The following is a 24,868-nucleotide window of genomic DNA, read 5'->3' as shown; positions in this document are numbered from 1 at the left end:
TCATTTGGTGATGGCGATAGCTTGGCTGACGATCCTGCAGCCCGGCATCAACGCGTTCAGCCCTTCGACCGAGGAATCCGTCGCCTCCGCCAGCGCTTCGTCGGGCATGGTTTCCAACGCCTCCAATATGAACCATATCCGGCCTGTTGCGGCCTCCAGGCGGGTTCGAGTTCCTTGTCGCCAGTTCCAGCTCTGCAGGTGACGCCAATGTCGTCGCGCCAGATGACCTCTCCCAATAGGGGAGGATCGTCGACTGCCTCCCCGTTCATCAGAGTGTCGAATGTCTCAGTCCCGTCCGCGATCGTCAGGAAGAGTCTCCCGACATAGGCGTCGTAGTTCTCTCCGCCCACCGGATTGCGTATTTCAGGCTGACGGCGTTGTAGAGATCGACGACTGGGTTGATCGTCGGAAGGGTGCCGTCTTTCAGAACCCGCTTTCTGAGGGCCTGGGCTGAGCACGGCGTGCGGTTAGGCTTCGCGCCGAAGAGGACGTAGGCGTCGGACCAGCTCGCCAGATGAGCTTCTGCCCAAGCCGGGCCACCCGCCAACACGCAATCGCAGGCTTCAGCAAGCAATCGGGAATCGAAACGTCCTTCTCCAGCTGAAGTGGCATCGACGTGGACGCTCACGGCTCTAAATCCCGATGCAATATTCTTAATTCGACCGTCGATGATGGGACCGTCAAACATCCAGGCAACTCCATAATTGAAGCGCAAGCAATCCATGCGGCGCGCCCAGCCACGACCGCTTCCTTGACTGCAAGCCATATTGCAGTTCACTGGCCCAAGTTAAACTGCCACTTTTGGTAGATTTTCATCGGTCCAGTATAAGGAGGGTCTCGCAGGACGGGAGCGACGCGTCGAATTTATAAATCCTTGGTCAAGCAGATCGAGGCGTGAGTGGACGGTGTCGGTGACGCTCTACCTTCAAGTCGCTCGCTTGCGGAAGAACTGGGTGTTTCGAGGAGACTGTGACCGCCGCATTCGACCAACTCATTTCGGAGGGCTGTGTCTGGGCAGCAGGGACGGAAAGCGTCGGTTGCGGCCGCAGGGCGGCCGAGCCAGGTCACCCCGGCCGACGGTTCGGGGATGGCCGCGCGCCAACTCTCAGCCTATGCAACTCGTGCGATGGCTCTGCCGTCGAACAGCACCGCCGGGAGGCCGCCGCTTAAGTTCGATTTCCGCTACGGGGATGTCGCGTCAGCGGACTTTCCAACAGCCCCCTGGCGAAAGGCGATGAACACCGCCTTACTCACGCATCGCGACAGATTGGGGATACGATGGCCCGGCAGGAAGCCATATGGTGTTGGCGTAACGCTTTTAGGTTGAATGCCCAATGCGAAGGTAGCTCAGGCGGTCGCCTTTTGTGGCCGGCGGAACGTATTTTCCGGGCGCGGCAGACCGAAATGGTCCCTCAGCGTTGCCCCGTCATAGTCGTGCCGGAAAAGTCCGCGCTTGCGCAAGATCGGCACCACCTCCTCGGCGAATATGTCGAACCCGCCCTGCAGATAGGGCGGCATGATATTGAAGCCGTCCGCGGCACCATTGTCGAACCATTCCTGGATCTTGTCGGCGATTTGTTCGGGCGTCCCGGCCTGGACCCAATGGCCGCGCGCCCCGGCGAGGCGGTGGAGCAACTGCCGGATGGTTGGATTCTCGCGCTCGATGATGTCGAGTACGACGTGGAAGCGGCTGCTTGCACCACGCTCGCCCTCGATGCGGATAAGCTCGCGCGGAAATGGCCCGTCCAGATCGTAGCTGGAAAAGTCGGCGTCTACGATGCGGCGCAGCTGGTGAAGAGAATATTCCGGCTGCGTCAGCTCATTGAACTCGTCATGCAGCGCGCGGGCTTCCGCCTCGGTGGAACCGATGAAGGGGCTGATGCCGGGCAAGACCTTGGCGTGGTCAGGGTTGCGGCCAACCGACTTCACGCGCGCTTTGATGTCAGCGTAAAATTCCTGCGCGTTCCCGAGTGTCTGATGTGCTGTGAATATCGCCTCGGCATAGCGGCTTGCGAATGACCGTCCGTCTTGCGACGAACCTGCCTGCACGTAGACCGGACGCCCCTGCGGCGAGCGCGGAAGCGTGAGCGGTCCCTTCACCCGATGATATTTGCCGATGTGGTTGATTGGGTGGATCTTGTCAGTGTCGGCAAAGATCCGGACTCCCGGTCCGAGACGAGCGCGTCGTCCTCCCAGCTGTCCCAGAGCTTCGTCACCACGTCAACGAACTCGCCGGCGCGCTCGTAACGATCGGCGTGAGTTGGATGCCGGTCAAAGCCGAAATTCGACGCTGCGGACGCATCGCCCGTGGTGACAATATTCCAGCCGGCGCGCCCGCCGCTTAGATGATCAACAGAAGCAAACAGCCGGGCCAGGTTGTAGGGTTCGTTGTAGGTGGTCGAGCCGTGGCGATGAAGCCGATGCGTTCCGTCACAGCAGCGAGAGCCGAAATCCATGTCAGCGGCTCCAGTCTGAAGCGGCTTGCGTAGCGAATGTTGTCGGCAAGCGCAGGCCCATCGGCAAAGAACAGCGCGTCGAATTTGCTTGCCTCGGCCTTTTTCGCCAGACCCTGATAATAGGCGATATCCAGCACTCTCTCGGGGGCGGAATCCTTGTAGCGCCAGCCGGCTTCATGGTGGCCGCCAGGATAGATGAAGAAGTTGAGGTTCAACTGTCGTTTTTCGGCGGGCATCTAGTTGGTCCTCCTGGGTGGTGATGCTGAGCGACAGGTCTTGGGGGGCCGCTCAGACGGGCAGCACAGGTTTTGTCTTGACGCCGAGATGACGCAGAAGTTCGGAGCGGATCTCGCCGAACCGGCGATCGCCATGATCGCGTGGCGTGGGGACATCGATTGCGATGTCGGCGACGATCGCGCCATTGTCGAGCACCAAAACCCGGTCCGCCAGCGTCACGGCTTCGTCCACATCATGGGTGACCAGCAGAACGGCCGGCTGGTGACGGGCGCAGAGCTGGCGCAGCAGATCGTGCATGCGAAGGCGGGTCAGCGCGTCCAGTGCGCCGAACGGCTCGTCCGCTAGCAGCAGCTCAGGATCACGAACAAGCGAGCGCGCCAATGCCACCCGCTGCTGCTCGCCACCAGAGAGTTGGACCGGCCATGCGTTTTCGCGGCCGCTCAGGCCCACCTCTTCGAGAGCTACCCGTCCGCGTTCGACGGCGTCCGGCAGGTCGAGGCCAAGAACCACATTCTCCAGCACTCGTTTCCATGGCAACAGTCGGGCATCCTGGAACACCACCGATTTCTTGTCGGGTGTTTCGAGTCGGCCGGAGCCGGAGACTTTGCCGTCGAGATCGGCGAGAGCGCGCAACAATGTACTCTTGCCCGACCCGCTACGGCCGAGAAGCGCGACGAACTCCCCCTTCTCGATGTCGAGGCTGAGGCCGTCGAGGATGGTTCGCGGCCCGAAACGTCTCACAAGGCTCTCGACCCGCACCACGGGAGCGCCGCTCAATCCGCCAAGGTGCGACGCCATGACAGTGACCTTTCCTGGAAGAAGCGGACGATGCCGTCGGAGACAAGCCCGAGCAATGCGTAGACGACGAGGCCGACGATGATGATGTCGGTCTGGCCGTAGTTGCGCGCGAGATCGATCATGTAGCCGATGCCGCTGGTGGCATTGACCTGTTCGACCACCACCAGAGACAGCCAAGCATAGGTCACCGCGAAACGCAGGCCAAGGAAGAACCCAGGAAGGGCGCCGGGCAGGATGACCTCGCGGATGAATTCGCCGTAGCCCATTCGCAAGGTCTGGGCCAGTTCGACATAACGGCTGTCTATGCTGCGCAAGCTGCTGTGGGTCTGGATGTAGATCGGGATCAGGACAGCCAGCGCGATGGCCGTCACCTTCATGCCCTCGCCGATGCCGAACCACAGCATCAGCAGCGGGATCAGAGCGAGCGTCGGTATCGCCCGCTTGATCTGAACGGGGCCGTCGATGATGGCCTCACCAAGCCGCGACAAACCTGAAATGAGAGCAAGGATCGTCCCGATCAGGACTCCGAACACCAGCCCCTGTGCTGCCCGCCAGGCAGACGTTATCAAATGATGCTGAAGCTTCTCTTCGGCGATGAGATCGATGGCGGTGCCGACAACCGACCAAGGCGCCGGCAGCGTTCTAGGATCGATCAGGCCGGCGATACTGCCGATGGACCAGATCACAAGAAGAAGTACAGGCCCGATCAGCGCGCCAAACGGGATCGTTCGCCCAAGCGCCAAGCGACGCCTCGTCCCGGTCTTGCGGGGCTCGGCCGCAGGCGAAATCAGCACCCTTTCATCCGATGGGTAGGGAATGTTGGGGGCAACTGCGGCGGTGTTGGAGAATGCGTTCATCGGTGTCGTCTCCGGTCTCGGGAAGCAGGCGTCAGGAGGCGTTCAGCGCGTTTGTGGCGATCGCCTCGAAGCGCCTGTCGAACAGGTCCTCGGCCTTGATCGCGGGCTTGTTCAACTCCTTGGCCAAAAGATCGATCGTCGCCTGCTGGCGCACGATCACGTCGTTCCAGTCGGAGGGGATGTCGAACTGACCATCAGCGTCGACCAGATACTGGCCATCTTCTGTGTTGAGGCCCTGGGTGGCGACGTAGTACCCCTCGATCCACTCCTTGGGATGCTCTTCCACCCAACGGGCGGCTAGCGCCCAGTAGCGCACATATTCGCCGAGAGCGGCGGCTTTGGCCGGGTCGTCAAGCACGGCTTGTGGGGCATAGAGATGGGCTGGATCATCGCGCAAGCCGTGCGGGATGGTGGCAGCGCCGTCGGCGCCATACTGGCGCAGGTAGCGCTTAATGAGGACGCCCGAGATCGGCGCGACGTCGACTTGCCTGCCGGAGAGTGCCACCGGATAGGCATCGCCTTTGCTGGGCAGTTCGATGAGATCTACATCCTCCTTTTCCAGGCTGGCGGCCTGCAGGACCCTCAACACCAGCGCGCCTTGTGCCTGACCGGGGCTGAAAGCAATCCGTTTGCCGCGCAAATCCGCGAGCGTCCTGACCTCGACTCCCGGTGCAATGCCGAGTTGATAGATCGGGTGCGCAACCGGATCATTGCGGAACTTCGCGGCAATGATCTTGACCTTGAGCCCCGTCCAGGTCGCGTGGATGGGTGGAATGTCGGCAACAGATCCGACGTCCAATGCGTTGGCGCGAAAGGCTTCGATTGTCTGTGGACCGCCGCTGATATTGGCCCATTGGACCTCGAACGGCAGTTGGTCGATCAGGCCGGAGAGTTCCAGTGCCCTTTGCGTCTCGGGATCGCCGATACGAAGCACAGTGCCCGCCGGGATTTTGGTCGGCGGTTTGCCAGCGTCCGGACTACCCGCCTGGGCAATGAGGGGGGAGAAAGAAGCGACCAAGCCTACTGCGAACGCGGTTACGAACCCACCAAACCTCCTTCTTGAAAATCTCTCCACAGCTAACACCATCGTCTTGCTCCAGTTTTGGGAAGGCTCCGAATTCGCTGCTAGTATCTCCAGAGATTTGGTAGACTATAAAAGTATTGGATGCTGTTCTTTGCCACTCAAAGGAAACGCTGTTCGCCTCCAATGCTCATTTGGAGCACGGGCCGCCCAACAACAGGCGGCTTGGGGCGCTGCAGAGCAGCTGGCGTTTCTAACCGGCGCCAACTCCGTCGTCGCCAAAAGCGGTTCCTGATGCCCTATGCGCCTTGCCAGCGAGCTTCGGCTTGGAACAGGACCCAGCGTGAAGCTGCTAGCAGAAAAATCGCTTCGGCTCCGGTCGTGGAAGGACAGGCCTGCGGTGATTACCGGCCGATAGGAACGGCCGGGCTCGTAAGGACCGGAAGAGCTGCTGTTTCCTTTTTGGGGGTTTATCTGAAAAGTCTTCAGCCTAAAACCTCATCATTGTGGTCCAGCCGTCGTATTTTCCAAGGCCATTACACGGTAGAGTCATAGCACTTTTCCGCCTGCGCGGCAGAGAAGGCTATGGCAAAGCCGGAACAACGGTAAGACGGCGCAGACCGTCAGGCTCTTCAAAAAATTCAGAGGGGATCGTCATCATTGGTCCGGCGATTGGGAGGCTCGGCCGGCTGAAAAGAGGACGTTGGCAATGGGGCGGCCACGAGATAGCTGGGGTGATCCACGCCACGCATTTGCACGGATCACCTACCAAAAATGGCGGACCGGTCCCGGAATTGAGCCGCCGTCGCGGGTTTTTTGCGGCCGTAGCGGCCTCGCTGTCTGCTGTGCGCCTGGCGAAGCGCGCAGCAGATGAGAAACCCTGCGTGCGTCGCGCTGGCGCTGATGGTGCAGCCGGAGATACGGCTGCTCGACGAGCCGTGAGGGGCTCTCGAGGCTATGACCATACAGGAAGAACTGAGCGAGAAAAACGTCATCATGGCGGACAAGGCGTGCCAGCCGGAGCGGGCGCTTCGCGCCTCCAGCGCGGCAATCATCCTTTGTGAATCAGGCTTGTTTATATGGCGAAACTTCGACAAGTGATGCAACGCTTGCCGGCGCCCTCGGCCTCTTCAACCGCAAATATAAGCACTGATACCCCTTAATCGATTGATCCGCACAGATGCGGAAACCGCGCATCTGATTTTTGTTGCCCAGATTTGTCCGGCCGCGATCCCCATTGCCGATCAGTGGCAGATAACTTTTATACATTCTGAAACGCCGAAATAGGTTGGTCGAGTGGAATCGACCGCGACCCGGACAATTCATCATAATATCAAACCTACCGCACAGAGAAAGGAGAGCGGGCAACTAGAGAATTTCTTTAACCAGGGAATCGTCCGGGATCGTCAAAGTGTCGGCCAAAAACGACGCACGCTTATAGTGCGCGCGATTCGGGTGCCAAACCGATTCGTCCGATTGCGGAAGGCCGACAACATAGGCGATGCCGTGTCTCAGAAGAGCAGACAAACATTGCTCGATCGTGTCACTGTCGATCCCGCGCATACCCCTGAAAAAAGCTCCCTTCTTCCGGCCTGAGCCTTTCTGATAGAAGAGTTTGCGCAGTATGATCTTAAGCGCCTTCAGGCTGTCGGGTATCGCCATATCCATGATATCGGCGTTCGTGGCGTCGACAAGGACCCGTTCCTCGACATACTGCTGACCGAGACCACAGCGGTCCAAGGACTCTGCCGTATCTAACGAGAAAACCAATCGACCTACCCTGCAGCGCCTGAATTCCAGGTTGGAAATGAGATACGCATCGATCGAGAGCTCCAATATGTCAAAGGTGCAATCCTCGAACTGAATCTTTCGCCCTCCCAAGAGCTCCTTTGTAATTTCGATCTCTGGGATATGTGCTGCACCGACACGGACGTTCCTGAGTTCCCTCTTGAGCAGGTCCGGCTCCAACGACGCACAAACCAAAAAATCTGCAATCAGATTGCCTGTGGCGAGCCCGTCGTCTGCCATCGCCTCCTGCACGGCAATACTCAACAACGCCGATATATTCTCCTTCCGGAGGATCGAGTTGACGACCTGAGCTGTCAGAAATGATATTGCCTGCTGCGTGCGTAGTAGCGGCCGCATCAGCCGTAGAACCACATCGGATCGCAAGTATTCACCGCTCTTGCTTGCCAATGCCTCTATCGCTTCAACGATTGTTCCGGCCTGTGCCGCGTCGAAGATGCCGGTATCGATAAACCCACGCTCCTCATTTGCATGCCCTGAAGTCAGTCCTGGAAACCGCATCAACACCTGCTGCACGGAGATGTCGGGTTCCATCAGCATTACGTCTCGATATGCGTCTGCCACATGCAGGCTCGTCACCCTGCCAGGGTCAGAGATGTTGGTCCTCGCGAAGAGCGCAATTCTCTCCAGAAGCCGGCGAATCTGTTTGGGCTCGGCGCCTCGCGCAACATTGGTCTCGCGTGTGCAGAGCCTCTCCAACAGAATGTTCCAGCCATTGCCCGGCGACAGAGGGTTGAGCAGCTCGTTGTCGGACGACAGAGAGGGGCCGAGTTCGAAATATATGTACGAAAGAAGGAGCGGTCTCTGAGGAAGCCATTCCATAACCACAGGATCGGCGATCTTCGGATTGATCTTTCTGAACAGGGATCTCACCTCGCTCTCATGGAAGTCATGAAGAGAAACGTGTGAGAAGTCCCGTGCGCTAAGGCACTGGCGCATCTCCTCGAAGCTTGAAAAGTAACTCTGGCGCCCTGAAAGGAATATAGGTGTCGCCTTGGGAGATTCAGCAATTGCAGATCTGATTATGTGTGAGGACGCGTAGCGAATGTCATTCGATGAGGTTGTGAGGCGCGTAAAGCCAGCTCTGATTAGCTCATCGAATCCATCAAGTATAATGATGCAACAGTCGGAAGTCCAAGCGTGAACCAGTTTTTCTCGCTCTGAGCGAAGGCCCAGCCACTTGGCATGACGCTCCAGCAGATCAACGAAATCGTCGCTCTCATCAAACGCGGCATCATTGAGGTTTATGTATATGGGAAATCGAAATGTTTCGCCGTATTCGTATTGCTCAGACAAGCGAAAGAAGATTTCCCTGTACGTCATACTTTTGCCAACGCCAAAATCACCGGTAACAACGATCCTTGTCCGTTTCTTTTGACGAATATCGTCGATAATACTTTCTAACGTTCTTTCCTGCTTCGTGTCATAGTTTCGAAACGGGACCTGGACGTAGCTGCTTCGTTCCAAGTGGATTGTGTCGTTAGCCGGGTTCCGCACGCTGCCGAATTGGCGCTTCCTTCGCTCGATGAGGTAGGTCGAGCTACAGTTGAACCGGTTGATGAAAGTTGGGAACGCGCATGCTTCGATCCAGCTGCCATTATCTTCTGCGACTTTGTGGATTTCCGCCGTTGGCTCTCCTTGAGTGACGAAATAGCCAAGAACACGCTTGGTCTCCAGGTCCCCAACCAGGCTCCGCCTTGCAGCTCGGATCTTGGCTATGTCATGCTCGGCCTTCTTTTTGGACCGCTCAGTCGTGCATTCAATCAGTATGAATTCGTTGTCATTTTCAATGACGATGTCCATCTCGCGATTGTCGACTAATCGGTTGGTATGTACTGATTCGGGGCGCCGGACGTCGGGCTTGATTGTTTTGTTGCGGCGATGATGAGGCATATCGGCCTATCCGCGCTAGTTTACCGTCGCTGTAGAGCGGCTATCCAAGAGCGATGCGGCGGTGCCAGCCGGCCGAGACGTTCGCAACACCGGTCAGTCCGTCACCAGGCGCTTTTCTTTTCAGGAGAATTTCGTTGCAAAGGGGAACGCCTGCGGAGCGTGGTCACAACCTACCCTCACCAGCAGCAGGCATGTCTTGATCCGCACTCGAGCATGCATCTTGGCTATGAATCGGTGCGACGTGAATAGAATTCTTGAGTAAAGGGATTACATTTTCTGCGCCGAAAAACAACCTTCCCGACACAGGCGGTTACCTGTTGCGCTGAAGCGGCTCAAAAATTCTTTCTTTCTAATTTTGCAACATTAACTTGTAGTTAGCCAAAGAAGTCAAATCCGTGGCACTTCCGCTACTTGAAGAAAGCCGCGAGCGATCCTTACCTCAGATCTCGCAAAGTCGTGAGCGGCATGAACGCGATCTGGTCGTTGTCCCCCGCTCAGGTCAACGCCCATAGGTTGGTGAGGAGCCTTACATGGCTAAGTCGGCCGTCGAAATGAACAGCGGCGAAACTGCGTATCAGAAAGAGCCGCAGAAGCCTGCACGCGCTGCAAAGACCGGGCGGAAGCTCAAAGCGAAGGCGCATTTCCCGCCGGACATGCGCTCGGCAGATCGCTCGGGTCCGCGGAAGCGTCGGGCCGTCAGGGCGAAGGTGCATTTTCCGCCGGACATGCAAAAGAGCGCTTGGGCGGGGGACGCCATGCCCGTCGCCCTCAAGACCAAAGCTGCCTTTCTGGCGATCGGTCTTGCCGTTGGTTCCGTCTTCAGCGGCGTGGTCTTTGCGGCCGACGGTTTTGTGAAAATTGAGGAGGCCTGGACAAAGGTCGCTGACCTCAAGAACAACGAAAAGGGTATTGCCTTGGCCAAATCCGCCGAAGCGGCCTTCAATGAAAAAGCAGACCCGTTGTACAAGCAGCTCACGCCGGCGTTGGCTGGCGTGAAACCCTCCATCGACATGATCGTATCGGCAAAGGCCGATCCGGCAAAGCTCGGGCAGCTGGTCGAGGCGCGGCAGAATCAGGCGGTTACTGTGCTTGGTGCCAAGCCTCAATTCAAGGATGCCGCAACTTCGCTCGTCTACGCCTTCGAGACGGCCGCCGAGTGCCTCAACAAAAAGGAATGCGACGCCGCGACGTGGCACTACAGTTTCGACGAGGCTTTCTGTCAGATGCAAAGGACGTATTCGGGTTTCATCGACCTTCAGCGCGGGCGTTTGCCAGGTTTCGCGCAGACGTACGCAGAGGTGCTCAAATCGATCGACTGCGCCAAGCTGCTCTACGGCTGACCTCTTCCCGAAGAATGGAACCTGCCGAGCAGGTGCTGCTCGGCGCAGCACCAAATCCCGTGAACCGTTTGGCAACCCCTTTGGCGCCGGGTTCGCTGCGGGCTTTCGTCCAAGTCCGCCGGACTTCGCCAGCGCCGACCGTTGGGCCGCGTAATTCGGCGCGACGATCGGGTAATCGCGCGGAAGGCTCCATTTCTCGCGGTATTCGTCTGGCGTCAGACCATAGTGAACGCCGATGTGGCGCTTGAGCGACTTGAACTTTTTTCCGTCCTCGAGACAGACGATGAAATCCGGCGTCACCGATCTTTTGGAGTTGACCGCTGGCTCCTGCTTGGGTTGCTCCGCCACGATCGGTCGTCCGAGGCCTGAAAGCGATGAATGAATTGAAGCAATAAGGTTAGGCAGGCCCGAGACTGGCACGGGTTCTGACTCACATTTGCAGAGACAATGTCGGCCGTCAGCCCGACGAGATCGGCGCTCTGAGCCTCGTCTTGTTCTGTCAAGGTGTCTGCTCCTGGTATCGCAAATCAAAGAGTCCCCACGCAGCGGATATGTTCTGCAAGTTTGTTGGATCGCCAATCGCACTACTCAGGGTCCGAGCTGAAGCCCTCCATCGAGGAGCGGTTTTTTTCTTGAGCATGGCCTCAAGAGACGTGTCGAGGTTATCGTGCAGGCGTTTAGCATGATCCGGCCGATGGTCTCAGGCACAGCTCGTATAGCGACCATGCCCTTCCGGCTGGTTGAGCATTTCAAGAAAACCTTCCCGCTGCGGATCATCGAACTTCCGCTGCCGCTTCCCGCATTTACCGAGGCCCTCCAATGGCCCGCCCTTCACAACAGTGATGCCGCAAGCATCTGGATGCGAGAGATATTGTTACAGGAGGCGTCTCGAATGACTTCTCCGCGGGACGCCAAAAAGGGTCGCGTGCACCCCTGACTTACTCCCGCATCTCACGCCGCCATTCGCGTCAATAGCCCTTGTCGGACTAGATCGATGCTCGCGGCATGTGCGCCTGCGAGATCGTCCAGCGGGTGGGCTGCGTCGACAAACGGTGCGAATGAGAAGGGGCCCGCATAACCGCCATCAAGCAGCGCCCGGATCTGGCTGCCATTGTCGGAACCTACTAGGACGCGATCCGGGTAGATCCAGTGGATCGGATCGTTCACGCTTGAAATGTGCACCAGACCGGTCAGTTCGCAGGAGAAGAACGGCTCCCCGGCGAGCGTGTGATGAAACGTGTCGTGCACGAGGCGGAAGACGGACTGGCCATCAATGGCGGCAATGGCCTTAGCCGCTTCGTTCTTCGATCGAAGCGAGCAGGTCTGGAAGCCCAGCGGCTCGATGAGACCGATCAGGCCGCGCGACTGGAGGATCGGCTTGAGCGCCTTCAAGGCAAAGCGGAGATCGCCCCGGCGCTCGCCATTGGCGGGCCAGGAGCCATCGTTGACCGGCAACAGCATGAGCGTCTTGGCTCCGCAGGCCGCCGCATAATCGGCGAGCTTGCTCGCCTCGGTCTTGCGGGCGGGAGTCCACTCGTTGAAGCGCTGCAAGGCATTGATGGAAATAATCCCAATGCCTGCTTCGGCGGCGGCAGCCCGGACGTCCGCCGCCGGCATGCCGCGTGCAATAGCATTGCTGCGCTGTTGGCTGCGGATCTGGACATCGGTCAGGCCCTGGTCACGGGCAACAGCGAAAAGTGCCCTGACGTCAAGTCCGGACGTCGCCATGTGATCGAGTGCAAAGCGGGGCGCTGCTTGGCGCATGGCTTGGCTTTCCTTCAATGTTCCCGGAAATCTCTCTACTATTGCGACACTTGACTTAAGACAAACGATTAGATCAGATGTTTTTCATCTGAAAAGGAGATGGCTGATGAACAGCGCCGACCTCAGGTTTTTCCAGGCGGTTGTGAGAGCAAACAGCACGGATTGGAGCACAATGGCTGGCCAGGGTGCTCCGCTTGCGCGTGCGATGCGGCCAAACTCATTTCGACATCGGTTAAGGAGCTTGGGGTCAGCACTGCTGCTCTTAAGACCGAGGTTCAACAATCAAATCGAGATCAGTAAGTGTGACTGTCGTCGAAGGTGACCCGCAGCAGCCGAGTGCCCCATCTGTGGGATGCCTCTCGTTTTGCCAAAACTTGGACAGTCACACGATCTTCGCATGATGGGGTCGGAACAAGAACTGCTCAAGATCGTACGAGGCATTTATCAACCAAAGGCAGCTACGGTTGATTTGATGATGATTCCTCCACCCAGGCTTCGGCGCATCTGACGCCCCGTGGCGGCGCGAAAAACGCTCAGTAGCTGCAGCGCCGGCTGTACGCGCGACCAGATGGTCCTCAAGACTTCTCGACCATGCCGGGTTTTCCGAACGGCGCTCCCGGATACCACGCGCTGTGACCATCGGAAGCCAACCTCGTGGAAATACAGGTCGGCATGCTGCGGGCTGATATGATGAAAGACGCCGGCGATGGTACGGCGGACGCGGGAGTTGAAGCCCTCTACCGAATTGACGTGGACGGCATCGCGAACATACTCACCACTGGAATGCTTCACGGTCTCGTGTTTGGCAAAGCTCTCACCAATGGCCATGAATGCTTTCCACTCGTCGCTCATCAAATGAGCTCTCGACTCGATCTGCGCTTCAATGACGCGTTCGCTGCTCGCGCTGAGAGACCGGTCACGACCGCGGCACGCGCGTCACCGGCCGGAGCGCCGGTCGTGACGTCTGTCGGCCGCTGCACCATGGCCAACATCTGAACTCTCCGGCAGACCCTCGATGGCTCCCTGCGATCGACCTTCCGGCAATGGTATCCCGGCATGGCGAACGACAATCACGAGAACGGCGAAATGGTCCGCGCGGCTTGACCGCCCCACAAATCCTCATGTTCCCCTCGTACGGGCGTGAAGCATCTCGAGCATCGCAGGCCCGGCGCGCTCGACGATGGCGACGCCGGCCAGCAATCCTGCGCGCAGTTGCGGGGCAGGATCGGGTTAGCCGCGGAAGGAAGCGGCTTCCATTGCGCATGGGGATATGGAACCAGTCGAGGACATGCTCGCTGGCCTGCGATCATTTCCGCGTGCGACCGGACTTCTTCCCAACTGCCGGTACGAAAGCTAATATCCTGATTGGGTCTGGACGCCTGCTTCTTGAGAGGGTCGAGAGTACGCCGTTGCAGCTCGCGATCATAGCCGCGCCGTCTTCAGCCAGCGAGCGGCCTACGATCAGCTCGAATTTTTCTTTCGGTCGTCACGGGGCGGATGTACTCGGGAACCGGGCAGGTTCACGCGGGCAGGCATCCTGCATGAAGGATAACCGACAGGCGAGCGTTACCGCTTTCGCTAAGACGCCGCCAATTCCGGCGGCATTGGCGGCCGAGCGAGCGCCGTTCGACGCGCAGGCTATTCGCCGTTGGACTTCAGGAAGGCGACCGTCGCTAAGATCAGCTTGTCCACGGTCTTGGCACTCTGTTCAACGCCGAAACCATGATCAACGGGTTCAGCCCACAGTTCTTCCGGACCGTCGTGATAAGCCAGCAACGACCTGGCGAGAACGGGTTGGGGAAAGACGATGCTGTCGCGCGTGCCGACCGCGAGGAACAGCGGCCCCTTGTAGCGCGAGATTTCGCCGGCAGGCTGCACCGCGTAGAGGCTCTCGAAGAAGCGGCCTTTCAATGGAATTTCCTTCCCATCTCCGACGCGCTTGGCCGGATAGACTTTATCGCCCGCTGTCACAGCTTCCGCCATCTGCTTCTCGCCAAATATGGAGATGAACGCTGCCGGAAGATTGATGCCGGGGTTCCAGAGCACGACAGACTTTAAAGGCGTTTTCGTCCGGCCGGCAACTGCTGTCGTGACCGCACCGCCCAGGCTCATTCCCATCAACGAAATACGTTTGCCGTCGATGCTGTCATTCGCCGACAGGAAGTCGAGCGCTGCTTGTGCGTCCGTTATCTCGGTTTCGACGATCATGTCTTCGAATTTGCCGTCACTCGCGCCGCTGCCGCGAAAATCGATCCGAAGCGAAGCGATGCCATTCTTTGCGAGCACCGGCGCGGCACGCCCGAACAGGCCTTCCTTCACCGCCTCCGAACTCCATTCGTTGCGGCTGCCGGTGAAACCGTGAAGCATCAGGATGACGGGAGGATTCGCGACATCATCCGGCCTGACCATCGTGCCTACGATTGTCTGGCCTTCGACTTGGAACTTGATGATGGCCTCCTTGGCTTGCGCCGAAACTAAAAAAGTTGTCATCAGCATTCCCAGTGACGCTGCAACGGTTCGGTGTAGCTGTTTCATAGCTGCTCTCTCCTTGTTGTTTGAATTTGCGCGGCCGGTCAAAGCTGATGGCGCGGCCGTATCGGACTGGCATTAGACATTGACGTCTTTCACCGCCGCGATGCCTGATTTCCGCGAAGCTCGCCGGTTATGAATTGAGCTCGACCAAGGCCGAAGGACCAATCCGCGTCACCATTTTCTACGACACTGACCACAACACCTGCAGGGTCGATCGCACACACATCCAAAAGCCCTGCCGCAACGAAACGATAGAAGGCCTGTTTGTCGTCAGTTGACCGCGCTCGCGAGATCACCTCGATAATGATCAGCCTGTCACTGCGAAAAAGACCAAGACCGGTATCCTCCGCGCGCACATGCGATCTCTCGTGTTCGATCAGGATCTGATAGCGATCGGCTGGCGGTACATGGAAAGCCCTGACCACCGCCTCATGGATGCAGTCGAGGATCTTGTCCTGCTCCCCAGGCGATCGGCCCTTCAGAAGGTTAATTTTATCAGCGGCATGGGTCGTGCTCGGAAATAGGAAAGAGGGCGGGGACGCGCACTCGGCGTCCTCGGTGAACATTCAGATTGCCCTCGCCGGTAGACCGGTTGGGGCAGCCTCGGGCTCCCCAGCCAGCGCGCAGGGGAACCAGAGAACATTTACGACTGCGCTCATGATCGCGATCGCAATGGGATAGGCCAGGCCCGCATAGATGTTGCCCGTGTAGGCAACCAGCGACAGGTTGATGAGGGGAACAAAGCCGCCAAACACGCCTGTGCCGATGTGATAGGGCAGCGAGAGCGAGGTGTAGCGCAATTTCGCCGGGAAGAGCTCGACGAGGAAAGCTGCCATAGGGCCATAGACCAATCCTACGAAAACGAGTTGGGCGACGATCAGCGCTGTTACCAAAACGAAGTTCTGGGCAGCGACGGCGGCGGCGATGCCCTGATAGATTGGAACATAGAACGCGGCTGCCAGAATAAAACCGGTGACAATCAACTTGCGGCGGCCGATCCGGTCGGACAAGGCGCCGAAGAAAACGATGAGGGGCGTTCCGATCACCAAAGCAGCAGCAAGGCAAATGTTCGCTGTCAGGAAGTCAAGCTTCAGCACGCTTTGCAAGAAATACAGTGCGTAGAACTGGCCTGTATACCAAACGCACCCCAGGCCGGCGGTCGCCCCGAACAGTGCAAAGGCTGCATAACGCACGCCATGACCGGTGGCAAAACTCTCACGGATTGGGCTCTTTGCGGTGTTCCCGCCTTTGCGAAGCTCCTCGAAGACCGGGGATTCGCTCAGCTTGAGGCGCAGATAAAGGGACAGCACGATCAAAACCGATGATAGCAGGAACGGAATTCTCCAACCCCATTGCTTGAAGAGTTCTTCGCCGAGCGACAGCCGGCACGTAAGCACGACGACAATCGCCAGAAAAAAGCCAACGGTTGCCGTTGTCTGGATAAAGCTCGTGAAGAACCCGCGCCGGTTCGCCGGTGCGTGTTCTGCAACGTAAACGGCGGCGCCGCCGTATTCGCCGCCGATCGCCAATCCCTGGATGAGCCGAAGGACCACAAGAGCGATCGGCGCGAAATATCCCGCGGTCTCAAAGGTTGGCAAGACGCCGACGAGCGCGGTCGCAATGCCCATCAGAATGAGCGTCATCAAGAACGTGCTCTTGCGTCCGACGCGGTCGCCGATGCTGCCGAACAGCAGGGCGCCCAATGGGCGCACGAGGAAGCCTGTGGCAAAGGTTGCGACGCTGATCAGAACAGCTGCCGTCGGTTCATTGGCAGGGTAGAAGAGCGTTGAGAAGAAAATCGCCAGACTTCCGTAAAGATAGAAGTCGTACCATTCGATGACCGTGCCGGCGCTTGATGCAAGGACGACGGTCCAGATACCTGGTTTGCGGACCGAGTCGCCCCTTTCCTGTAGCTGTTGCATGCTGCAGTTCCCCTTTATGTTTTTGAAAGCAGTCGGCCCTCTCTTCAGGGCCGTGGTAAGTCAGTTCGCGATGCGCTGATCGAATGCGTAGACGCCAAGTCTTTCGCTTGCCTCGCGCACCGTTCGGCGGACGATGTCCTTCGCCGACGGCAGATCGTTGATGAGGCCCACCGCCTCACCGACAGTCACGTTGGCCGTGTCATAGTCGCCAGAGGCCCATGCCGCCTCGACCTTCGACAATTCTTCGGAATGCAGCGTGCGCAGCTCTTCTTCCCGCCCGTGCCACTTGTCGATGAAGCCGTTTTTGAGCAGTCGGCCGGTATAGCCAGCGGGCCAGGCCTTCTGACGGACGATATCGTAGACGGAAGTCCGGATTGTCTCGTCGCCAGAGGCAGCGACTACCTTGTCCTTGGCTGCCGGATGGATGAGCGACTCTCGCGTAGCCCAGAACCTGGTTCCCATCAGGACCCCGTCTGCTCCGAGCATCAGCGAAGCGGCCAGGCCCCTACCGTCGGCAATGCCGCCTGCCGCCACGACAATGACAGAAGGCGAAATCTTTGCCACCAGATCCACGACTGCGGGAACGAAGGGCATCGTTGACCGCGCGACCAGGCCATGGCCGCCGGCCTCGGTCCCCTGAACAATAAGAACGTCGGCGCCAACGTCGATTGCGCGCCGGGCATGTTCGAGTGTGTGGATCATGCAAATCAGCGGAACACCCGCCTGCTTGACCCGTGCCGCGAGCTTCGCCGGATCCGAAAACGAAAGCATCATCGCGGACGGACGCTCCCCAAGTGCGCGGTCAAACAGATCAAGGTCGGCTTCAACTGCCCAGGCGATGAACCCGCAGCCAACGCGTTCATTGGTAATGAGCGACGACTCTGTTTCGTACCATTGACGATCAGCATATCCCCCACCCAACAGGCCCAGACCGCCGGCGTCGGCGACGGCGGACGCAAGCGCGCCACCCGCGACCGGTGTCATCGGGGCAAGGATGATGGGATGCTCGATTTCGAAAAATTCTGTCAGACGCGTTCGTATCGTCATCAATACTTCTCCCAGTTTGAGGGATGTTCCCGGAAATTTTTCTTCGACGGTATTGCGACACTTGACTTAAGACAAACGATTAGATCAGATGTTTTTTATCTGAAAAGGAGATGGCTGATGAACAGCGCCGACCTCAGGTTTTTCCAGGCGGTGGTGAGAGCAAACAGTATCGGAGGGGCTGCCGGTGTGCTCAACACGGTGCAATCCAACGTCACCGCGAGAATAAAATCGCTTGAGGAGGAAATCGGTGCTCCGCTTTTTCATCGCTCCAGGCGAGGGGTTACACTGACAGCCACCGGCATTCAGCTCGTTCCCTATGCCGAGCGCGTCGGAGAGCTTCTGGACGAAGCCAAGCGCGTCGTCACAGACCGCGGTACGCCGTGCGGTTTACTCAGGATCGGCTCCATGGAGACCACTGCAGCGCTTCGCCTTCCGCCGATCCTGATCCGCTATGCTGCAGAATATCCAGAGGTCGACGTACTGGTGGAGGCTGCCCCGACGGAACAGCTCGTCAGCGAGGTCGTCGGACGCAAACTGGATGGCGCGTTCGTCTCCGGCCCCATCGCTCATCCCGAACTGAAGAGCCTATCGATCGTCGAAGAGGAGCTCGTTGTGATCTCCTCGCCGCGGTTTCGCGAGCTTTCGGATCTGAAGGCCTTGGCCGCATCGCCGGCTCTGAAGGTCCTCGCTTTTCGATCGGGCTGTTCCTATCGCCGGCGCATGGACACGTTCCTGGCGGCGTGTGGGGTAACGCATGTCCGCTGGATGGAACTCGGAACAATGGACGGGATCATCGGCTGCGTCGCCGCCGGGGTAGGGATGGCCATGCTACCTCGGGGGGTCGTTCAGGATGCGGCAGCCGACGGACAGGTCATCATACACCAGCTACCTGACAATCTGCGGTCGGCGCCGACTGTTTTTGTGACGCGGAGCGACGAGTATCTCTCCGCGGCACTTCAGGCTTTCATGGCGGTGGCGTCTGAGGCGCATTCACGGCCTCAGCCGGCAGGACCAGAGCCGGTCCGACAACTGCAGCGGGCTTAGGAAAGGTGGAGAAAAAAAGGGGCCAGTCAGACCCAATCGTCGGCGAATCTTGATGGCAGATCGTAGGGGTGCGTTTGCCCAGAGATCGCCTACGATGCTGGAAAGGCGCTGCATTCTGCTGCAAAAGCAAGAAATGAGCGCGGATTCGGAGCATAATGGGCTGGCCAGGGTGCTCCGCTTGCGCGTGCCATGCCCGCGGCCAAACTCATTTCGACATCGGTTAAGGAGCTTGAGGTCAGCACTGCTGCTCTTAAGATCGAGGTTTAACAATCAAATCGAGATCAGTAAGTGTGACTGTCGTCGACGGTGACCCGCAGCAGCCGAGTGCCCCATCTGTGGGATGCCTGCGTTTGGGAAAACTTGGACAGTCACACGATCTTCGCATGATCGCTGAGGGTACACCTGCCGCGGCAGGATGGCGAGCCGGCGGGGATCAACCGCATTTACCGGCTCTACCGCGAGGAAGGGCTGGCGGTGCGCAAACGGCGTGCGCGACGGCGTGCGGTCGGCACCGGTGCCGATCCTGGTGGAGGCCCGGGCCAACGCGCGCTGGTCGCTGGATTTTGTCCTCAACGTCGTCGACGACGTGACGCGAGAGTGCCTGGCGGCGATCCCCGACACCTCGATCTCGGGCCGGCGTGTGGCGCGCGAACTGACGGACCTGATCGCCCGCCGCGGCAAGCCCGGCATGATCGTCTCCGATCACGGCACGGAATTCACCTCGAACGCCATCCTCGCCTGGTCGAAGGACCACCAGGTGGAATGGCACTGCATCGCACCGGGAAAGCCGATGCAGAACGGTTTCTGCGAGAGCTTCAACGGGCGGATGCGGGATGAACTCTTGAACGAGACCCTGTTCTTCGGCCTCGACCATGCCCGCACGACGATTGCCGAATGGAGGGACGACTACAACCGATCACGCCCACATTCAGCGCTCGGATACCTCACGCCCGCGGCCTATGCCGCCATCTCACCGCAACGGACGATCGGCTGCGCAACCCCGACCAGCTCCGCCGATCGCCCGTTGCTCAACCCGCGCCATACGGCGTAAAACCCGCCGAGGCTCTAATTGCGGCTGGATGAAAATCCGGTGGCAGGTCACCACCTGTCTTGGCGTTCACTGCGACCGCTGGGCGAGAGATGCAGCAACGCATCCTCAAATCGCTCGGTATCGAAGACGCCGAGATCTTTGTGCGCGATGTCGACAGACCGAATATCGCGCTCCTCCGATGGCGACGCGCAGCCGATCAGCGAGCCGGGGAAATCGCATCTCTCCTGCGGATACCGCAGCTCCAAGGACAGAAGGCGATGGTGTTCGTGCCCTCGACGAAGGTTGGAGAGGAGTTGCAAGCGGAGCTACGCAATCTCGGGCGTGAAGTGCCGCTGTATCATTCCAGACTGGGAAACGCTTGGGAACGACAGGAACTCGTCAAGCGCTTCCTTGGGCAAAGCAGGCCGCCATTCGACCAGATCATTTGCATTAACGCCTTTGGCATGGGCCTCGACGTGCCGAATGTCCGCCTCGTGATCCATTGGCAGCAGCCGGCCTCGGTTGAAGACCAGCTACAGGAATTCGGTCGCGCCGGGAGGGATGGAGAGCCTTCCGTGGCGGTCATGTTCCACAATCGTTCGAGCGTCGGCCGGGATATCTCAAGGCTACTTTTCATGGGCGAGAAAACAGTGGAGGCAGCACAGATCTCCGCGCTCGACCGGGAGCATATGCTGCAGCAACGCTATCATCAGATTGATCAGGTCAGTGAGCTGATGAAGACCCGGTCCTGCATGCGCACCGCAATCTCGGAATATTTTCAGGGGCCGAAGACCACTCGACGTCCAAGCTTTTCGGTCTGGATTCTGGATTGGGCATTCGGCACTCGGACGAAGTCCAGACGTTTCCGCGCCTGTTGCGATCATTGCGATACGGCGGAGATCAGACGCCACGGGATGGCGGGGTACGTTGCCCGGGTCATTGCTGGCCAGGTTGAGGTTGCCTAAGCGGCGATCCGGTGCAGAGGGACGTCCGACTTAGGCCGGCCGCCTGTCGGACCGTTTACCGTGTCTCGGCTCCAACTGCCCCCGGCGCATCGATGGCTAGAACCTCGAGGGCCTCAATTTCCTGCATAACCTTCCCCGCGATGCCCTGCAGGTCGCCGTACATCCCGACGGTCGACTCGATCACACCCTGTATCTGAGCCTCCCGTTTGGCCCACATGCGTATCGTGGCTTTGCGTTCCCTGGCCAGATCGTCCTGCATATCTGAGAACTTTTCGACGATCGCCTCGACCCGGTGACGAAACCGGGGGCCGGTCAGATAGCCGTAGACCTGTTCCATCTTGGTGGGCCTGACCGTCCCGCGCCAGGCGGGAGTTGGCGAGTTCGATCAGGGACAGCCGGAGCATGATCGCGATCGGAATCGCGCATTTGGGATGGGCGATGTAGACGCCATCCACGAGATCGAACGTTTCCACGCCCGCAGGCAGCGCTTCCGAGATCATCAGCGCGATGTCGGCCTTGGCGGCCGCTGGTCCGCCCGGAGCTTGCCCAGCCAGCCCTGGCTCCAATTCTTGGTGCGTTTTGATTCCCACAGGATCGCGCCGCAGGGCCGGCCGGCCGGCCCCACCACGCGCTGCAGCACATCGCCACCGAACTCACCTTTTGGGACCGGTTCGATGATGTCCATCGGGAAGCGGCTGCCGATCAGCGACTCCAACTCGAGCTCAAGGACCTCGCCCTGAAGCTGCTGGGAACCTTGCTCGGCGCGGCGCTTCAGCTCCTCGATCTGACGCTGCATACCGGCGATCTGTTCCTCTTTCTCGGCCACCTTCATCTTGAGACCGTCTTCGGCTTCGGTCCTGGCCTTGACGCGAACGGCGTCCAACCCTTCCTGGATTTTCTTTTCAATGGTCAGCGTCATTTCCCGTTTTTCGTCTTCGAGCGCCCGCTGCTGCTTCATAAACTCGGCCTGTTGTAACTGCGCCGCGGCGAGCTTCTCGTCCCGCGCCCTCAACGTCGCCTCCATCTCGCCAAGTTTCCTGTCCTTGTCCTCAAGGTCCGTCGAGATCAACAGTTTTGCCTTGCGGGCCTCTTCGGCGACTATGCCAGCACGCTCAAGCTTGAGTTTTTCGACGACCTGGCTGTCGATGTCATCCCGGGCGGCGTCGATCGCTGCCTGCTTGCGTTCAAGCTCTTCCTCCCGGGCGGTCATGACGGCGTTGCTCTGCGCCAGTCGTCGTTCGTATTCCTCGCGCGTCGCCGCAATCAGCGGCGCCGCGAGCGACTCATTGAGCTTGATGTCCGTCTTGCAGCTCGGGCAGCTGATTGTCGGCTCATTGAGAGTCCTGGGCTGGACAGATCAGGCACATCCTCGCGAAGTAACGTGGTGCAAAAAGAACGGCCCAAAGTATACAGGATTGCACGGCCACCAGAAAGAACAAAGAGTGAACTTTTCAGTTACCCCCCGCAGAGGTGGCCAGACCGGAAACTGATGTCGAAAGGGCCGATGTCGATCGGGCCATTGGCCTTCTTCCGTTGCGGTCCGGGCACCTATGGCCCTAAGGACATGTTCAGTGGCCGTCGCTCTCGCGGTGGGCCATCAAAGATAGACAGGGAGGTAGCAATGAAACGATCTCCAGGCATCGGGCAGAAGCCGAAAGCGGACGAATACACGGCGTTCGCCGAGCTGGCAGCCCATAAGAAGCAGGGCGTCGACTACGATTTCTCGGTTCTGGATCTAGCTTCGGCCGTGGCAATTGTCGCCCCGCATGGAGGCTGGATTGAGTATGGCACGTCCCAAATGGCCACCGCCGTCGCGGGAGATGATTTCTCGCTCTACCTGTTTGAAGGGCTCAAGCCGAAATGACCCCATCGCGAGCTGCATATCGGATCCGAATATTTTGACGAAGACCGATGCGTCGAGCTGGTCACCAAGGCCCAGATCGCGATCGGCATGCACGGCCGCGCGGACGGCAATGACCCAGAGTCGATCTGGCTCGGCGGGCGGGGCGAGGAGTTGCGCGACGCAATGGCGCTGGTTCTAAGAGGCGTGGGCTTCAAGGCTCCCTGGCCAGCACAGGAACAACATCTGCAACCGCGGAATAGGCCGGGCGGGGCGTGCAGCTCGAGTTACCGAAAACACTGCGGGACGCGCTCGTCGCGAATCCCGAACGCCGCGCGCTGTTTTCCGCCGCGGTCCGCAAGGCAATTTCGGATCGTCTCGGCAATCAAGGCACTGCTTGAAAAGCTGTTGGTGGCGGCCAAACCTTCAGCCACCGGGATTACAGCGCAGATTCGCCATGAAATCGTTCCACGAAATAATTTGTTGATCTTCCCACGCAATGTGCCAACAAATGCGCTTGGGGCTCTGTCCGGGGAGCCCCCTCAGGCGATCTTTGGCGCACCACCGGGGATCTTTCGAAGGGGGAGTGTCATGCGGATATTAGACAAGCCGAGAGAGCGGGTGTGTTCCTCCCTCTGACTTGGCGCTATTGGGCCGCGTGATCGATCAGCTGAAGCTGGGGCTCAATCGGAGAAGCAGCATGAAGCACTCGCGTCTCGGATCATGGCCAATTGTATGGCGGCGTGAGGGACGAGGAAGAACTTCTCGGCTTCCAGGCAGTTGCTTGGAGGTGAGCTTGTGATGACTGTGCGTCACGCGATCGAGGGAGCGGCGGGCTTCGGCCAAATTCTCGGCCAGAGTCGCTAGCAGGGCTTCGTTATCCGGGAGGATATGTGCGCACCGGCGCTCATGCTCGACAACTCTGTCTTGGAATGACACCGTCTTCTCATAGTGAATGACGAGCTGGAATATAGGTGCTGCATCGTACTTCTCCCTGATTAGGCGAAAGCACGTTGCTCGCTCTCAAGCGCTCAATTGCAGCAAGGTATGGGCGACCGGGAAATCCTACTCTCCTTAAGTGCAAAGCGCCACCATACACTCGCCAACCGAAAGCCCGCCGTGGCTAAAGGGTGCCAACCGCCGGTTAGTAGACGCGACGCAGCTGGCGAGCGTAGGATTTCCTACGATCCAGGCATATGCCCTCCGCCCACACCCCGTGCCTGGTGAACGACTGAAAGCCCGCCGTGCCGAAAGGTGCGGCGGGTTTTTGTCCTCCGTCCGGGAACTCTGGCCAAGCCAATACGTTTGAATCGCGCAGCACTGGTCCCCGTGCTGAGAGATTGGCTTTTCCCGGTTTCCCGCGCCTATGCGCAGGACGACATTAAAGACCAAGACATTTTCCGGTGTGCCCCTCAATCTGGAATACATGGAGGCCTAATATTACCCTGCGCGGCCCCACCGGGAAAGGAATCGACGATTCCGATGCCGGTCCGGAGGGGTTGTAGGCCGGGTGATCGGCCGAAGGTGTCCTTGCGAGAGGCGAGGGCGGGCTTGGTCCGTTCCAGAGATCAGCCGCCGCTCTTTCTCGGCGAGCGCGGCATACAGGTGAAGCCTAAACGGGTCAGCATTTGTGCCAAGTTCGGCTACCTGAGACGAGCGGGGACGACCATCTGCTTTCGACTGCGGTTAATCGGCGGCATGGACAAGCTCGTTGACGAGAACGGGCCGAGACGGCCGAGACGGAAGGACTGGGGCTATGGAACCCTGAACAGGCGCATGTTGTTGATGGTCATTGCCGGCCCCCTATCCGGGCCCGCAAAATCCAAACAGAAGGAGTAACGAGTGTTGGCCAGTCAACGAGGAAGGCGCGTCCGCGCTGAGATTGCTCTTGCCCAGAACCTGATGCTCGCGCCCTGGGTTGTGGGGTTGCGGTTGCCGATCCTGGTTGCCGAGGCAACCGGTTCGCTGGTTTCAGGTCGGCTAGAAACCGTCAAGGCGGTGAGCGAAAAAGTTTCGGCCCTTGCGCAGGGGATTTTTGCGGCACAGGTGGCTTGGACGCGGGGCGCATTGGCATTGCCGCTCGCCATAGCCGACGCGTCATCGCCGCTGGCCGATATCGGGCGATCAATGGCCCTTGCTGCTTTTGAGCCTGCGGGGCGGCAGGTTCGCCTAAATCACCGCCGGCTTTCCAGGCGCCGCAAACGGTGAAGCCGCAAGGGGCGAAAACACCCGCAGCAAGGCTGCAACTGCCGCAGTCATCGATGAGTATGCGAAGGCAGTGTAAAACTTGGCGGAATTTTAATGAAAACCTCTTCC

General features: G+C 59.0%; 14 protein-coding genes and 8 pseudogenes. 8 read left to right on the top strand and 14 right to left on the bottom strand.

All coding sequences use genetic code 11. The features are described from left to right. The 5 genes and pseudogenes from AC0L3N_RS13265 to AC0L3N_RS13245 all read right to left on the bottom strand — a co-directional run bounded on the left by AC0L3N_RS13265 (position 1) and on the right by AC0L3N_RS13245 (position 5,432). Positions 1-688 (bottom strand): annotated as a pseudogene (locus AC0L3N_RS13265) (B3/B4 domain-containing protein). Positions 689-1,347: 659 nt separating this feature from the next. After that, positions 1,348-2,692, bottom strand: a pseudogene (locus AC0L3N_RS13260) (LLM class flavin-dependent oxidoreductase). A gap of 52 nt (positions 2,693-2,744) precedes the next feature. After that, complete coding sequence (locus tag AC0L3N_RS13255; RefSeq protein ID WP_473547986.1) at positions 2,745-3,491, bottom strand: ABC transporter ATP-binding protein; 747 nt, start codon at positions 3,489-3,491, stop codon at positions 2,745-2,747. Continuing rightward, positions 3,467-4,348: an ABC transporter permease gene (locus tag AC0L3N_RS13250; protein WP_473547985.1), complete on the bottom strand. Its 882-nt coding sequence runs from the start codon at positions 4,346-4,348 to the stop codon at positions 3,467-3,469. Before AC0L3N_RS13250 ends, AC0L3N_RS13255 begins: the two co-directional genes overlap by 25 nt. 31 nt (positions 4,349-4,379) lie before the next feature. Beyond that, positions 4,380-5,432, bottom strand: coding sequence for an ABC transporter substrate-binding protein (locus tag AC0L3N_RS13245; protein WP_473548079.1), 1,053 nt, complete (start codon positions 5,430-5,432; stop codon positions 4,380-4,382). A gap of 894 nt (positions 5,433-6,326) precedes the next feature. On the opposite strand from AC0L3N_RS13245, the gene AC0L3N_RS13240 reads away from it, so the two are divergent. Further along, complete coding sequence (locus AC0L3N_RS13240) at positions 6,327-6,470, top strand: hypothetical protein (protein ID WP_473547983.1); 144 nt, start codon at positions 6,327-6,329, stop codon at positions 6,468-6,470. Positions 6,471-6,737: 267 nt separating this feature from the next. Here AC0L3N_RS13240 and AC0L3N_RS13235 read toward each other — a convergent pair whose 3' ends face one another. After that, a complete protein-coding gene (locus tag AC0L3N_RS13235) occupies positions 6,738-9,068 on the bottom strand; it encodes an NACHT domain-containing protein (RefSeq protein WP_473547982.1) in 2,331 nt (776 codons plus the stop codon). A 551-nt stretch (positions 9,069-9,619) separates the two neighbouring features. Here AC0L3N_RS13235 and AC0L3N_RS13230 point away from each other — a divergent pair. Further along, positions 9,620-10,408, top strand: coding sequence for a hypothetical protein (locus AC0L3N_RS13230; RefSeq protein ID WP_473548087.1), 789 nt, complete (start codon positions 9,620-9,622; stop codon positions 10,406-10,408). 81 nt (positions 10,409-10,489) lie between these two features. Here the strand turns inward: AC0L3N_RS13230 and AC0L3N_RS13225 are convergent. After that, positions 10,490-10,911: pseudogene (locus tag AC0L3N_RS13225) on the bottom strand (Ros/MucR family transcriptional regulator); the annotation flags it as partial. 103 nt (positions 10,912-11,014) lie between these two features. Between AC0L3N_RS13225 and AC0L3N_RS13220 the strand changes: the two are divergent. Further along, positions 11,015-11,345, top strand: a pseudogene (locus AC0L3N_RS13220) (type 2 periplasmic-binding domain-containing protein); the annotation flags it as partial. A 14-nt stretch (positions 11,346-11,359) separates the two neighbouring features. Here the strand turns inward: AC0L3N_RS13220 and AC0L3N_RS13215 are convergent. The 6 genes and pseudogenes from AC0L3N_RS13215 to AC0L3N_RS13190 form a co-directional block, all read right to left on the bottom strand. After that, positions 11,360-12,136: a TIM barrel protein gene (locus AC0L3N_RS13215; protein WP_473548078.1), complete on the bottom strand. Its 777-nt coding sequence runs from the start codon at positions 12,134-12,136 to the stop codon at positions 11,360-11,362. A 480-nt stretch (positions 12,137-12,616) separates the two neighbouring features. After that, positions 12,617-13,155 (bottom strand): annotated as a pseudogene (locus AC0L3N_RS13210) (IS1595 family transposase); the annotation flags it as partial. 655 nt (positions 13,156-13,810) lie between these two features. Next, positions 13,811-14,707, bottom strand: a complete 897-nt coding sequence (locus AC0L3N_RS13205) for an alpha/beta hydrolase family protein (RefSeq protein ID WP_473547981.1) — start codon at positions 14,705-14,707, stop codon at positions 13,811-13,813. An 89-nt stretch (positions 14,708-14,796) separates the two neighbouring features. Beyond that, positions 14,797-15,270, bottom strand: coding sequence for a tautomerase family protein (locus tag AC0L3N_RS13200; RefSeq protein ID WP_473547979.1), 474 nt, complete (start codon positions 15,268-15,270; stop codon positions 14,797-14,799). Beyond that, on the bottom strand, positions 15,271-16,626 hold the full coding sequence (locus tag AC0L3N_RS13195) for an MFS transporter (RefSeq protein WP_473547978.1): 1,356 nt from the start codon (positions 16,624-16,626) through the stop codon (positions 15,271-15,273). A 60-nt stretch (positions 16,627-16,686) separates the two neighbouring features. Then, complete coding sequence (locus tag AC0L3N_RS13190) at positions 16,687-17,610, bottom strand: NAD(P)H-dependent flavin oxidoreductase (protein WP_473548077.1); 924 nt, start codon at positions 17,608-17,610, stop codon at positions 16,687-16,689. Positions 17,611-17,628: 18 nt separating this feature from the next. Here AC0L3N_RS13190 and AC0L3N_RS13185 point away from each other — a divergent pair, with 18 nt between their 5' ends. The 3 genes and pseudogenes from AC0L3N_RS13185 (at position 17,629) to AC0L3N_RS13175 (ending at position 20,712) form a co-directional block, all read left to right on the top strand. After that, on the top strand, positions 17,629-18,717 hold the full coding sequence (locus tag AC0L3N_RS13185; protein ID WP_473547976.1) for a LysR family transcriptional regulator: 1,089 nt from the start codon (positions 17,629-17,631) through the stop codon (positions 18,715-18,717). 402 nt (positions 18,718-19,119) lie between these two features. Then, a pseudogene (locus tag AC0L3N_RS13180) lies at positions 19,120-19,800 on the top strand (integrase core domain-containing protein); the annotation flags it as partial. Positions 19,801-19,857: 57 nt separating this feature from the next. Further along, the gene (locus AC0L3N_RS13175) at positions 19,858-20,712 is read left to right on the top strand and encodes a helicase-related protein (RefSeq protein WP_473547975.1); all 855 of its coding nucleotides are present in this window, start codon (positions 19,858-19,860) and stop codon (positions 20,710-20,712) included. 55 nt (positions 20,713-20,767) lie between these two features. On the opposite strand, the pseudogene AC0L3N_RS13170 reads toward AC0L3N_RS13175, so the two are convergent. After that, positions 20,768-21,922 (bottom strand): annotated as a pseudogene (locus AC0L3N_RS13170) (DUF2130 domain-containing protein). A 279-nt stretch (positions 21,923-22,201) separates the two neighbouring features. Between AC0L3N_RS13170 and AC0L3N_RS13165 the strand changes: the two are divergent. Together AC0L3N_RS13165 and AC0L3N_RS13160 are read left to right on the top strand one after the other, a co-directional pair. Then, positions 22,202-23,191: pseudogene (locus AC0L3N_RS13165) on the top strand (poly-gamma-glutamate hydrolase family protein). Positions 23,192-24,484: 1,293 nt separating this feature from the next. Further along, positions 24,485-24,760, top strand: coding sequence for a hypothetical protein (locus AC0L3N_RS13160; RefSeq protein WP_473547974.1), 276 nt, complete (start codon positions 24,485-24,487; stop codon positions 24,758-24,760). Positions 24,761-24,868: the final 108 nt, after the last annotated feature.

It is taken from the genome of Mesorhizobium sp. WSM4807 (assembly GCF_055811615.1).
Note: the sequence above shows the minus strand (reverse complement) of the source record. Positions and strands in the feature narration are given on the sequence as shown.